Source organism: candidate division KSB1 bacterium (assembly GCA_034505495.1).
Lineage (GTDB): Bacteria > Zhuqueibacterota > Zhuqueibacteria > Residuimicrobiales > Krinioviventaceae > Fontimicrobium_A.
In genome coordinates this window covers 163861-175974 of record JAPDQV010000001.1, presented here as the reverse complement: position 1 = coordinate 175974, position 12114 = coordinate 163861, and the positions used below count along the sequence as shown (strand labels likewise).

At 53.7% G+C, this 12114-nt stretch carries 11 protein-coding genes; 8 read left to right on the top strand and 3 right to left on the bottom strand.

What is annotated here, in order from left to right:
• Positions 1–97 precede the first annotated feature (97 nt).
• The 3 genes from ONB24_00660 to ONB24_00650 are packed head-to-tail and all read left to right on the top strand — an operon-like array spanning position 98 to position 5324.
• Positions 98–3271 (top strand): UvrD-helicase domain-containing protein, encoded by a 3174-nt coding sequence (locus ONB24_00660; protein ID MDZ7314610.1) that lies wholly within the window; start codon positions 98–100, stop codon positions 3269–3271.
• Positions 3271–4230, top strand: coding sequence for a ParB N-terminal domain-containing protein (locus ONB24_00655; protein ID MDZ7314609.1), 960 nt, complete (start codon positions 3271–3273; stop codon positions 4228–4230). Before ONB24_00660 ends, ONB24_00655 begins: the two co-directional genes overlap by 1 nt.
• A gap of 11 nt (positions 4231–4241) precedes the next feature.
• A complete protein-coding gene (locus ONB24_00650; protein ID MDZ7314608.1) occupies positions 4242–5324 on the top strand; it encodes a DNA photolyase in 1083 nt (360 codons plus the stop codon).
• A gap of 26 nt (positions 5325–5350) precedes the next feature.
• Here the strand turns inward: ONB24_00650 and ONB24_00645 are convergent, their stop codons facing one another.
• The 3 genes from ONB24_00645 to ONB24_00635 are packed head-to-tail and all read right to left on the bottom strand — an operon-like array spanning position 5351 to position 8766.
• Positions 5351–6271, bottom strand: a complete 921-nt coding sequence (locus tag ONB24_00645) for a sugar phosphate isomerase/epimerase (GenBank protein ID MDZ7314607.1) — start codon at positions 6269–6271, stop codon at positions 5351–5353.
• Positions 6272–6328: 57 nt separating this feature from the next.
• On the bottom strand, positions 6329–8398 hold the full coding sequence (locus ONB24_00640) for a chloride channel protein (protein ID MDZ7314606.1): 2070 nt from the start codon (positions 8396–8398) through the stop codon (positions 6329–6331).
• Positions 8395–8766 (bottom strand): co-chaperone GroES family protein, encoded by a 372-nt coding sequence (locus ONB24_00635; protein MDZ7314605.1) that lies wholly within the window; start codon positions 8764–8766, stop codon positions 8395–8397. The genes ONB24_00640 and ONB24_00635 overlap by 4 nt, the downstream gene beginning before the upstream one ends.
• A gap of 109 nt (positions 8767–8875) precedes the next feature.
• On the opposite strand from ONB24_00635, the gene ONB24_00630 reads away from it, so the two are divergent.
• From ONB24_00630 to ONB24_00610, 5 genes are all read left to right on the top strand, one after another.
• Entirely contained in the window at positions 8876–10117 is a 1242-nt protein-coding gene (locus tag ONB24_00630) for a DUF4921 family protein (GenBank protein MDZ7314604.1), read from the top strand.
• Positions 10118–10183: 66 nt separating this feature from the next.
• Entirely contained in the window at positions 10184–10714 is a 531-nt protein-coding gene (locus ONB24_00625) for a hypothetical protein (GenBank protein MDZ7314603.1), read from the top strand.
• Positions 10715–10734: 20 nt separating this feature from the next.
• Positions 10735–10905, top strand: coding sequence for a hypothetical protein (locus tag ONB24_00620; protein ID MDZ7314602.1), 171 nt, complete (start codon positions 10735–10737; stop codon positions 10903–10905).
• Positions 10906–10989: 84 nt separating this feature from the next.
• A complete protein-coding gene (locus ONB24_00615) occupies positions 10990–11160 on the top strand; it encodes a hypothetical protein (protein ID MDZ7314601.1) in 171 nt (56 codons plus the stop codon).
• A gap of 345 nt (positions 11161–11505) precedes the next feature.
• Complete coding sequence (locus ONB24_00610; GenBank protein MDZ7314600.1) at positions 11506–12111, top strand: hypothetical protein; 606 nt, start codon at positions 11506–11508, stop codon at positions 12109–12111.
• Positions 12112–12114 lie beyond the last annotated feature (3 nt).

Below are 12114 nucleotides of genomic sequence, written 5' to 3'. Positions count from 1 at the left end.
GCGGATACAATCCGCCTTTTTTTTGACCGGCGGAAAGCCGCGATAGTCTTTTTCAAAACGTTGATCCTAACCACCGAATTCTGGAACGCAATCCCCCATGCGCTATTTTGCCGATCTGCATATTCATTCGCCTTTCTCCCGCGCCACCAGCAAAGAGCTGGACCTGGAGCACATCCATCAATGGGCGCAACTCAAAGGTTTGTCCGTCGTTGCGACAGGAGACATTACCCACCCCGGGAGATTGGAAGAGATCAAAACCAAGCTGGCCGAGGCCGAGGAGGGCCTCTTTGCTTTGCGTCGCGAATTTACGCAAAACTTGTCTCCGGCGGTGCCCGCTTCGTGTCGTCGGGCAGTCCGCTTTATCCTCTCGGGCGAAATCAGCACCATTTACAAAAAGGGCGGCCGCGTCCGTAAAGTGCACAGCGTCATTTTTGTACCGTCAATTGCCGCGGCGGAAAAACTCCAGGAGCAGCTCGCCAAGATCGGCAACATTACCTCGGACGGCAGACCGATCCTGGGACTCGATACCCGTGATCTGCTGGAGATTCTTCTTCAAGTCGATCCGCAGGCGGTGCTTATCCCGGCCCACATCTGGACGCCTTGGTTTTCTCTTTTCGGCTCCAAATCGGGATTCGATACGGTCGAAGAGTGTTTCGGCGATCTAACGCCGCACATTTTCGCCATGGAAACCGGACTGTCCAGTGATCCGCCGATGAACTGGCGGCTGTCACAGCTCGACCGCTATGCTCTCGTCTCCAATTCGGACGCCCACTCTCCCGCGAACCTGGCTAGAGAAGCCAATATTTTTGAGACGGAATTGAGTTATTCTGCCCTGTTCGACGCGCTGCGCAACCGTTCGTCCAACCGATTTGGCGGCACCATCGAGTTCTTTCCCGAAGAGGGCAAGTATCACGCGGATGGTCACCGAAAATGCGGTGTACGCTTTACGCCGGAAGAGACCAAAGCGCACCGCGGCGTCTGCCCTGTCTGCAATCAGCCTTTGGTGCTAGGGGTCAGCTATCGGGTCGACGAGCTGGCGGATCGGCCTGTCGGTTATCGGCCGCCGACCGCTCAGCCCTTTTACAGCCTCATACCGCTGCCCGAAGTGCTGGCGGAAGCCGCCAACATCGGCAAAACCGCAGCCAAAATCGAAGAACGCTACTTTTATTTGCTCGGCGAACTGGGCCCCGAGCTCGAAATCCTCCTCGATAGGCCTCTTGCCGACATTCAGCGCGCAGGCGGAAGCCTCCTTGCCGAGGCCATCAGGAGAATGCGGGAAGGTAAAGTCATGCCCGAGCCCGGATATGACGGAGAGTACGGTGTGGTCCGCATTTTTTTGCCCGGAGAAAGAGAAGAGATCGCCCGACAGCAGCTTCTTTTTGAGCTTCCAAAGGCAGAAAAGCCGCAAAGGCAGGACGTTCGGAAACCGGAACAACAGATCGAAACAATTCAGGTAAACGAGCCTCCGGCTGAATCATTCGGTCTCAATGAGGAGCAGCGGCAGGCGGTAGAGCATCGCGGCAGCCCGTTGCTCATCATCGCAGGTCCCGGCAGCGGCAAAACCCGCACCCTCACTCATCGGTTGGCGGCGATCATCGAGGAAGGGAGCGCCGAACCGGAGGAAGTATTGGCTGTAACTTTTACCAATCGTGCCGCAGATGAAATGCGCGAACGGCTCACTCATCTTCTCGGTCGTGCGCGCGCAGAGCGAATGACCATCTCCACCCTACACGCTTTTGGAGCCGAGATTTTGCGCCGAATGAAAGAACCCTTTGCCGGACGTACCCCTTCCTTTTCGATTATTGAGCCGGCAACACATCCTGGACTGCATGAGTCTCTGAAACCGCTCTTAGAAAAAACGGCTATCCCTTGGCCTCGCCTTGCATTCTACAAAAGTCGCGGCATACTTCCCGATTCGCTGCCTAAAGAGGTGTCGGAAAAGGAAGGCGAAGCCTTTACGACCCTTTTTCGCCGCTATGAAGAACTTTTAATTGAACTTGACGCCGTTGATTTGGAGGACCTGATTCTCCTGCCTCTGCGTCTCCTCCGCTTCAAACCGGAGGTAAGAAGAACCATGCTGCGTCAATTTCCAATCGTTGCCGTAGACGAATTCCAGGACTTGAGCCGCATCCAGTACGAACTCATCCGTCTGTTCGCGCTTTCGGCCAGGGATTTTTGCGCCATCGGCGACCCGGACCAGGCCATATACGGCTTTCGCGGCGCCGAACCTCGACTATTCGAACGCTTCCAAGAGGAATTTCCGCACGCCCGCATCATCAAACTTTCGCGCAATTACCGTTCGACGCCGATCATCTCCGCAGCGGCGCAGCAAATGCTCCGGCGTCGAACCGTCTCTGTTGAAAGCCCCTCAAACCCGGTCAAAGTCATCATCCATCATGCAGTCACTGACCGAGCGGAGGCTGAATACATCGTGCAGACTGTGGAGCAGCTCGTCGGAGGTACCGGTTTCTTCTCTTTCGACACTGGACGCGTCGATCGAACAGAAGCACGTCTCGCTTTCGGCGACATTGCCGTGCTCTTTCGCTCACGTGCCGCAGCGCCGGCGCTTATTGAAGCTTTTCACCGATCGGGCATTCCTTACGACTATGCCGACGATGCGTTTATGCTCGACGAGCCGCTTTACCGGCTGCTGACCGCTGCCCGTAAAAAGGAAGACGCGGCGGTTTTTGCCGCCGCCAGGGATTTCTTTGGCGATGAAACGGCGGCACGCTCCTACCTCGCTGCAGCAGCCGATCTTCCCACCGATACATCGGCCGAAACGTTGCTTTCTCTGATAAAGAAATATTTGCCGGAGAATAGGGCAGGCGAACAGACGGCTCGCTTTTTAGACCGCCTAATGAAATGGGCGGCGGCGTTTCAGCACGAGCCGCAGCGCTTTTTCGACGCCTTGGCGGTTCAACGAAGCCTCGACCGTCTCGATCCCCGCGCCGACCGCGTGCGCTTGCTGACCCTGCACGCGGCCAAAGGATTAGAGTTTTCCGCCGTCTTTATTGCCGCCTGCGAAGAGGGGATTCTTCCCCATCACCTCGGCCGCAACGACCTCGAAGAGGAAAGGCGCCTGCTCTACGTCGGTATGACGCGCGCCAAACGCTTCCTTTTTTTAACGCACGCAAAAAATCGACTGCTCAACGGCAAAATGGTGCAGCAGGAACCTTCTCATTTTCTAAGCGCAATTTCCGAATCGCTTGTTTCGGCTGAAAAAAGCCGGATTGATCCGCGGAAAAAAGTTAAACAATTGAGTTTATTTTAATGACATCTCAAACCGTCACAATCGATTTGCAGGAGATAAGCGACGACGATCTTTATCGTCTGCCTTCCTTTGCCCCGCTGCAGCCGCTCAAGGATTCCATTCGGCTGGCAGGCTTGCTCAGCCCCTTGATCCTCGAACCGTCGCCGCAAGGCGGGCTGCGCATCGTGTGCGGCTTTCGCCGCTTTCTGGCTCTGCGCGAGCTCGAATTTAGCCGCGCCGAGGCCCGCATTTTAACCGATCCCGCATCGCCGGCAGAGCGGTTCCGCATTGCGCTGGCGGAAAACGCCGCCCATCGCACCTTCAACGCCGCAGAAGTCTCTTGGGCGATCAAAAAACTGCGCCTTATGCAGGTCAAGGATGAGGAAATCTGGCGCAGCTTTTTTCCGCTCATGCGCCTCGGCAGCAATCCGAACCTCTTGGCTCTTTTTGCGCCGATCGCCGACCTGCCGTCGGATTGGCAGCAAGCGGCTGCAGAAGACCGTCTCTCCTTCGAAATCGTCAAAGATCTGGCAGAGTTGCCGGATGCAGATCGAGACGCAATATGGCGGCTTTTTCAGACCTTGCGGTTGGGTAAAAATCGTCAGCGTGAGTTCCTTTTGCTTCTCCAGGATGTCGCGCGTTTAGCCGACAGCTCCCCTTGCGCGCTCCTCGAGTTGTCGGCTTTCCGCGAGGTCCTTGACGCGCCTCTAACGCCTTCGCAAAAGAGCGACCGGCTCAAACAAATTCTATGGGAGAGGCGCTACCCCCGCTACAGCGAACAGGAAAAAGCTTTTTCAGAGCTGATAAAGCGCATGCGGCCGCCGAAAGGCGTCTCGATAAGCCACGCACCCTACTTTCAGGATGAAGAGATGACGGTAGTTTTTTCTTTCGGCTCGGCGCGGGAGTTCCGCCATAGACTCGACTGGCTGGAAGAGCAGTATCGCGAAGGGAAAATCGACGAGTTGGTAAAGTTGATTTGACGGAAACGATTATGCCGGAAGTTTTTCGTCCCCGCATGATCTTTATCGAAGAGGCAGTTAGCAGGTCGCCGCTTGCCCAAAAAGTGCTGCAGCAATTTCCGGATGTCCCGGTTGAGCCGACGGAGGCGGAGGTGCTTCTGTCCGGCGCCGGCCGAACCCGCGATTTGCGCGGTGCTCTCCTGCTCGCCAAACAGCGCGGTCCCTTCCTGCGCCTTTGTCCGGGCACCAAGCATCACCTCTGCTGCCTCTACCACAATCTGGATGTCGTCGCCGGCTGCGACCTCGGCTGTTCATACTGCGTGCTGCAGGGTTACCTCAACACGCCGCTGATTACCGTCTATTGCAATTGGGATGATCTCTTTGCCGAACTTGAGAAAAAATTTTCCAATTCAAACAGCTTTTTCCGCGTCGGCACCGGCGAACTGAGCGACAGCCTCACCTTCGAGCCGTTCCTCAATCTGGCGCCCGAGCTGGTTTCTTTTTTTGCCGAACGACGCAACGCCGTTCTGGAGCTGAAAAGCAAGAACGTCTTTGTAGAGAACCTCCTTGGGCTGAGGCACAACCGACGCACCATCGTTTCCTGGTCGATGAATGCCGAAGCGGTTTATCAAAGCGATGAAGGGACTTCGGCGTCGCCGCAGGAACGACTGCAGGCGGCGCGGAAGGTTCAAGAGGCCGGTTATCGTTTGGGATTTCATTTCGACCCTATGATTTGGTATCCCCAATGGGAAGAGGGCTATCGCGAGATAGTCGACCAGATCTTTCGCGTCATTCGACCTCAGAACATCGCGTGGATCAGCCTCGGAGCATTGCGCTATCCTGCAGCGTTTGAGGATGTGATTCGCAAAAACCACCCCCAATCCCGAATTTACCTGGGCGAGCTGCTCCCCGGCATCGACAAAAAGCTGCGCTATTTCAAGCCGTTGCGCATCGAACTGTTCGCCAAAATGTACCGCTGGATCCGCGGCTATACGGCCGATGTTCCGATTTACCTCTGTATGGAAAGCGCCGAGGTTTGGCGGCGCTCATTCGGTTGGGCGCCGCGCAGCAGCGCGCAACTCAAGAGACTGTTGGATGACCGCGTCCGGGAGTGAGCACCTCTCTGTGATGCGGTGATTCATCATCCTTTGAACTTGGGGAATTCTGCCGTCAGGCGGCGCCGAACCTTTTCAAGGAGCCTTTTGGTCGACGCGATCCCATCCATCTCGGACAGCTGAGTGCCGCTGTATTCGATACCCACCCAGCCGCGATAGCCCGAACGGGCAACGATCCGCATCAGGCGCAAAAAATCGCTGCGTACCTCCTCACCTTCCGAGTTGAATTCCGACGATTTGGCGCTGACGCCCATGGCAAAAGGCATCAGTTCGGCCACGCCTTGGTAGCGGTCGTACCATTCGTCCGCGCTGATACGAAAATTGCCGAAATCGGGAAGCGTGCCGACGCGCGGATGAGCGGTCATGCGCATCACTTCCGCCAGCCACTTGCCGTTGGAAGAAAAGCCTCCGTGGTTTTCAACCAAAATATTGATGCCGAACGGATCGGCGAATTCCGCCAGCCGACGCAGACCATCTGCAACTAATTTTTGCTGCTCCTTATAATCGCCTTCGCTGTAGGCGTTGACGCGAATGCCGCGGCACCCTAAAAATTTGGCCGCCTCCACCCATTTTTTATGGTTTTCCACCGCCTGCAGGCGCGCCGTTTCATTCGGATCCCCAAGGCGTCCTTCATTGTCGCACATAATCAGCACGCTCGTCACGCCGAGATCGCGGCAGCGGCGCTTCATTTCGCTCAAATAGTCGCGATCCTGAGCTTTATCCATAAAGAACTGATTGACATATTCAACACCATCGATGCCGAAGCGCTCTTTGGCGATGCGCGGGAAATCCAAATGATCGATTTCACCGGCAAACAGCGCTCGATGCAGAGACCATTCGGCAAGAGAAATCTTGAACAGGGGTGTCGTCAGGCGCGCGCTGCAGCCGGCGAGCCCCATACCGGCAAAACCGATGGCGCCAACCTGAAGGAATCGACGTCGATTCATCTCTCTCCTCCTGTAAAAGTTTTAAAAGCCGGATCGTTTGGCTGATCTCATGCTTATTCAGCCGCCGAATTTTTGCTTGAAATTTTCAATATTTTCACGCGACCCATACAGAATCATTTCATCGCCGCGATGAAAAACAGTATCCTTTTCCGGTAAAATCTGCTGCGGCGCAAGGTCATCGAAACGCCGACGCTCGATCATCATCAATTCAATGCGGAGCGTATTCCGCAGTGCAAGTTCCGCGATCGTTTTTCCGATAAACTCATCAGGCACCGGCGCGCGGTAAAGAAAGAGTCCGGGAGTGATTTCCAGCATTTTTTCTTCACGCAGGCGAACCATGTCTTCCATCAGTTTGGCGGCGAGGGAGCGACTGCCGGGAGCTCGGTGCAGCAGGGCCATGACATCTTTATGATGCAGAACGCCGATAAACTCGGCAGGATTTCGATTTTCGATGACGGGGATTTCTTCATAGCCCCTGGCAAAGACAGGCATGGCGGCCTCGATCGTATCTTCCGCATCAATGAACGGCGGTGGAGGCTCGGCAACATCTTTGGCGATGATGATTTGCAGGTTTTCGCTTTCGGCCAATATGTAGCGCATCGTTGCCAGGGTGATCACACCGGAAATCTGACCATCCGGCCGAATAACATAAAGCCTTTCCACATCTTTTTCTACAAAATAACGGACCAGTTCGGCGACAGCCGCAGTCTCCTCGACGCAGGGCGGCTTTTCGCGCAGCAGATTGCGCACCGGCGTATTCCGCAGGATGCTGTGTTCGCGATCTCGGCTCTTATCTAATCCTTTACGCCGCAACTTGAATTGATAGATTGATCCGCCCAGCGCAAAATGAGTAACGGCATGACTGCCGACCACCCCCGCCATCAGCGGCAGAATAAAGCGGTAATCGTTTGTCATCTCAAAGAGAAGTAAAATGGAGGTGAGCGGCACCGAATTCACGCCCGCCAGCATGGACCCCATGCCGACAAGAGTAAACGTCGTCGGGTGTAACGTGAGGCCGAACATCTGATTGCAAATACGGGCAAACAGATTGCCGAATGCCGCCCCCATAAACAAAGAGGGAGCAAACACGCCGCCGAAACCGCCCGATGCTAAAATCATCGTAACCAAAAGAAACTTTAGAACGAGCAGCAAAGCGCTCATCGATAATGATAATTTTCCTGCCAGAAAATCATTGACGGCGCCGTAGCCTATTCCGAAGAGTTGCGGGAACAGATAGCCTGACAATCCCATAAGCAGCCCCACCGTCAACATGATCGGCAGCCGCCTGGGTAAACGCTCGACAGTTTGAGCAGAATAGTCATTGGCTTTGATGAAAAGAATAGCGATAATACCGCTGCCGAGGCCGAGCAGAAGAAAAAAAAGCAAATGGTGGGGCGGTCCAACGTGCAATTCGCCGAAGGTAAATTTGGGGGCGTCGCCTAAAAAAGCGCGCGAAACCGCATTGGCCGCTACCGAAGTCAACAGGAAAGCAGACAGCGCAGAGGGGTGCATCTCATTCAGAAGAACGACTTCGATGCAGAAAAAGACGCCGGCCATCGGCGTGTTGAAAACTCCGGCAATAGCCGCTCCTGCGCCGGCCGCAGTAAAGAGCCGCATTTGCGCCTTGGAAAGCCCCAGCAGGCGGCAAACAGCCGACACTGCGCCTGCACCGGTCTGCGCTGCCGGCGCCTCGGGCCCAACTGTGCCGCCGCTGCCCATACAGATGATCGGCGCCAAAAAATGGAACAACGTCGTTTTAGGAGAAATGTAACCATCTCTTAAAGAAACGGCTTCGATTACTTCATAGACGCCGCGCTTTTTTGCCTCTTCGGGCGCCAAACGCCTCATCAACCACTGAAGGAACATGCCTGCCGCCGGTATCAAAATGACCAATGCGGGCAAAGAGTGAGAAAGGATATGTTCGCTGAAAAAAACCTCAGTCATCCAGTCGATGCCGCTGTGAAAAACCACGGCAACCAAACCGGCAACAATCCCCATTAAAGCGGACAAGCCGATTAGCAGCGTGTATTCCGATGCGCCACGGGGATCGAGCCTCCCGGCCAGAGTTTTGCGCCATTCCCAAAAAGCTCTTTTTTGCGAGGGGTGTTCGGTGTCTTTACGGCTCATTCTAAATCATCAATATCACGAACAAGCAGGAGGAGTGCAGCCTGAGGGACAATGAGATAGAGATCACCCTCGAATTTGACCTCTATGGCGGCCTTGCGCAGGAACAGTGCATAATCGCCGACCCTGGCCTGATGAGGGGGCGGTTCCGGCGGCGGAGGCGGCTCTTTCCACGGCTCATCTTCGATTATATCCGGCGGCGTCAAGGCCGGCCCGCTGCCGATCTCGACAATTCGACCGGCCTGGATCGACTCGCGTTCCAACGCCCACTTGGGAAGATAGAGGCCGGTATTGCTCCTCTCCTCTCCGACATCCGGCACGATCAATATGCGATCGCCGACGACGATCAGTTCTTTGTTTCCCTTTTTCATACCTCGATTTCCGTTTTTCTGCCGCAAAATAGAAAGAATTTTGCAAACATACAATTACGCTTTTGCAAAATGCTTTGGTCTTTGCGCACAAATTCTTTATAATTCAACAATGCAGCTCATCACCACATTCAAAGACGGCACCATCCTTTATCGCAATCCGATCTCCGGAACCGAATGCTGGTATACTCCCAACAGGAAACACCGGCCGGGCCAAACGGACGCTTTGCCTGCAAAGCCGATCGTATTGCATGACCCGCAGGACTATTGCAGCTTTTGCCCGGCTCATTATCGACACACAACACCCGAAAAGGAAAGACTGGTACAGCATAATGGGCAATGGCATTACGAGAAAAAGCTGTCCGCTGAACAAGTTTTTTCCGTACCGGCCGAAATGCGCCGAATAGCCAATCTCTTTGAGATTATTCCCTTTGAGTATTGGCGAGAGAATTACGGCTATACATTAACTCCGGAATGCCGTGAGCTTAAGGAAAACTATCTTTCCACGCCTCTTGGAAGGGAGCATATCCTCGAATTGCTGCACCATCGGCTGCATCGCCGTCAGATCGTTGGGGACTCGATGCAGCTTTCGGCCGCCGACGCCTTTTTCGGCGGTTCGCACGACTTGATCATTCCCAAACTCCATTTCCGTAAAAATGCCCTCACCGACGCCGATCTCTTTTCCACAGGTGAAATGACGGTCGAGGAGCATCGGCGGTTTTTTGCTTTTACACAAAGCACCACATGGGACATCTATCGGCAGAATCCATTTGTGCGTTTTGTCGCCGTGTTTACCAATTGGAGACGGGATGCCGGCGCAACGTTTTCTCATTTGCATCGCCAGGCGGCCGGCATCGACTACTGGGGCAAACCGATCCGCCACTGTCTTGAGCTGCATAAAAAGAACCCCCGCGCCCTTCAGGAACATCTACAGCGACTCGAAAAGCTTTCGCTCATCATCTGCGAAAACGAGCATGCCGTCGCCGCGGCAGACTTTGGCCGCCCGTTTTCCACCGTTATCATCATTAATAAAAGCAATGAACTGCCGTACGATTGCCGGAATGCGGCTTTCGACGATATGGCCGATGTAGTCCATGCTGTACATGCGGCATTTGGCGCCCAGGAAGCCTGCAACGAAGAATGGTTCTATCCTCCGCCGCAGGCGCCGGTTCGTTTTCCCTGGTTCGTGCTTGTGATTTGGCGAAAAAACCGCCACGCCGGTTTCGAGGGCATCACAGGGCGCTACACCGACGTCTTTCGACCGGAAGAAATCCGCGACCGGCTGATCGAACGACTCCTAGCATTGCGCCGAATGGGCAAACTTGCTCCTTTGCGCATCGGTCGAGAATCTTGACGAGGTTTCCTTCGTAAAAATCGTTGCTTTAAGAAAATTTGTAACGATAATATTCGGAGGAATCTTATGGTCAAATGGTCCGCTTTTTTGCTCGTCGTCCTTTCTTTTGCGGCGGTTCATGAAGGCGCGCATGCGCTCGTCGCCGCAGCGTTCGGTGAATATGAAGGCTTTCGAGTTCGTCCCTTCGGATTGGAAGTCGTATTCAAAACCCCTGTCGAGCAGCGACTCGGCAGCCGCTGGGCACTGATTTCCGGAGGCGCAAATCTTTTGACCGTCGTGTTGGGCTATAGTCTTTTTGCTGCGCGCAGACGTCTTTGCACTATAAAGACCAACTTTTGGCGCCTCTATACCTTCTATGCGGTCGTTCTCTTTTTATTTCTCGATCCCTTAAACCTTGCTTTTGGCCCCTTTCTGTATGGAGGAGACGCCATAGGGATCGCCGTAGGTTTGAATACCTCCCAGAGTGTTTTGCAGGCAATATCCTTTGTCGTATTTTTAGTCAACCGTGAATTGGCCGCAACTTGCGTCGCACCGCTTTTTGGAGTAAAAAGGAGTCATTTTTTGTTACGGCCTATAGTAAAACCAAAAACGAACTAAGCGCATAGGGAGTTTTTCACATGTTGGGCAAAAGCCTTCGAAAAAAAATCCAGAATTCTTCCAAAACCGGAAAATGGGTGGCAGGAGCAATTCTGGCAGTTATGGCAATCTCACTCGGAACGGTTTTGGTGCTGAATATGCTCAAACCTGAAAAAGAGACCGCCGATCCGGAAGACTCTCAACATCAATAAGAACCGGATCTAAAGCTTTGAGGCGGGCCGTTCAGCCGCACGATTTGCAATTTCTTTCGTTATGTAACTTGAGGTCAGACGGACATGTCGCCGGTTTCCATGCAGCGCGTTGAAACGACCGTCAGAACCGTTTTATCCCTCCTCGATGCGCTGAATCGCGGCGCATTCGAACAGGCGGCGGAGCGGATCGCGCCGGACTGCGTCTTGATCAACACCGGAACCGGCTCCTGTCGGCCGCCGATATGTGGGCCGTGAGACAGTTCTTCAGTATCTAAGAATTCTTTGCACCCGCTTTCATTTAAAAGTCGAAGAGACGATAAGCTTGGGACTTTGCGGTGTCGCACGTTTTCGCCTTGAAAGCCACAAATCAGAGGTAACGCAGGAGCCTTTGGCGGCCGTCATGCTCTTTTGCATCCGAGCAGGTGCCGTAAACGAAATCGATTTTTACGTCAAGGGATCACTCGATTGAGGTGAGCGGCTCGTTGACAAAGAAAATCAAGTTCATCATTATCCAGGTTGATCTGCTTTTATTTGATTTTACGCTTCAAGGAATCGATAAATAGACCTTGAAAATGGATAACGTTTCCGATATATTTAATCATGCTTAACCCTAAAATGCATCTGCAATTGACCGCTTTGTGGATTGTATTGGGAATGGCGGGGTGCGACAATCCGTTTGCCACGCGGGAACCGGAGCCGCCTAAGCAGACGCAGTCCAATTGGATCCAGCCGGTCTCGCCGACCTACGTGTTAATCAATCTGCGCAACGCTGTTTCGGAAAAGAATCGGAGCAATTATCTGCGCTGCCTGTCGGACAGCTCGACGGCAAAACGATCGTTTTCTTTTATTGCGGACCCGGCAGTTGCAAACGTTTATCCCGCTCTATTCAGTCGCTGGGGTAAAGAAGAAGAGGCGAATTACCTGAATCAGCTTTTCTCTTACGTGCCGAAGGACTCGACTGCAAAGTTGTCATTTGAACGTCTGAACGAAACCGTCTATCAAGATTCCGTCGTCTTGCTGCAGAATTATGAGCTGACCGTTCACTACAAGTGCAGCGAGCCCAACTGTCCGCACGTTTTCCGCGGTCAGGCCGAATTTCACTTTATTCGATCTGAAGATCAAATTTGGTACATCGCCAAATGGATCGATTATTCGACCGGCGATTTGCCGACTTGGAGTCTCTTGAAAGCCCGTTTCGGGCAGTGAATC

Coding starts and splice junctions, on each gene's coding strand:
- ONB24_00660 (MDZ7314610.1), top strand. CDS start 98: ATGCGCTATTTTGCCGATCTGCATATTCATTCGCCTTTCTCCCGCGCC.
- ONB24_00655 (MDZ7314609.1), top strand. CDS start 3,271: ATGACATCTCAAACCGTCACAATCGATTTGCAGGAGATAAGCGACGAC.
- ONB24_00650 (MDZ7314608.1), top strand. CDS start 4,242: ATGCCGGAAGTTTTTCGTCCCCGCATGATCTTTATCGAAGAGGCAGTT.
- ONB24_00645 (MDZ7314607.1), bottom strand. CDS start 6,271: ATGAATCGACGTCGATTCCTTCAGGTTGGCGCCATCGGTTTTGCCGGT.
- ONB24_00640 (MDZ7314606.1), bottom strand. CDS start 8,398: ATGAGCCGTAAAGACACCGAACACCCCTCGCAAAAAAGAGCTTTTTGG.
- ONB24_00635 (MDZ7314605.1), bottom strand. CDS start 8,766: ATGAAAAAGGGAAACAAAGAACTGATCGTCGTCGGCGATCGCATATTG.
- ONB24_00630 (MDZ7314604.1), top strand. CDS start 8,876: ATGCAGCTCATCACCACATTCAAAGACGGCACCATCCTTTATCGCAAT.
- ONB24_00625 (MDZ7314603.1), top strand. CDS start 10,184: ATGGTCAAATGGTCCGCTTTTTTGCTCGTCGTCCTTTCTTTTGCGGCG.
- ONB24_00620 (MDZ7314602.1), top strand. CDS start 10,735: ATGTTGGGCAAAAGCCTTCGAAAAAAAATCCAGAATTCTTCCAAAACC.
- ONB24_00615 (MDZ7314601.1), top strand. CDS start 10,990: ATGTCGCCGGTTTCCATGCAGCGCGTTGAAACGACCGTCAGAACCGTT.
- ONB24_00610 (MDZ7314600.1), top strand. CDS start 11,506: ATGCTTAACCCTAAAATGCATCTGCAATTGACCGCTTTGTGGATTGTA.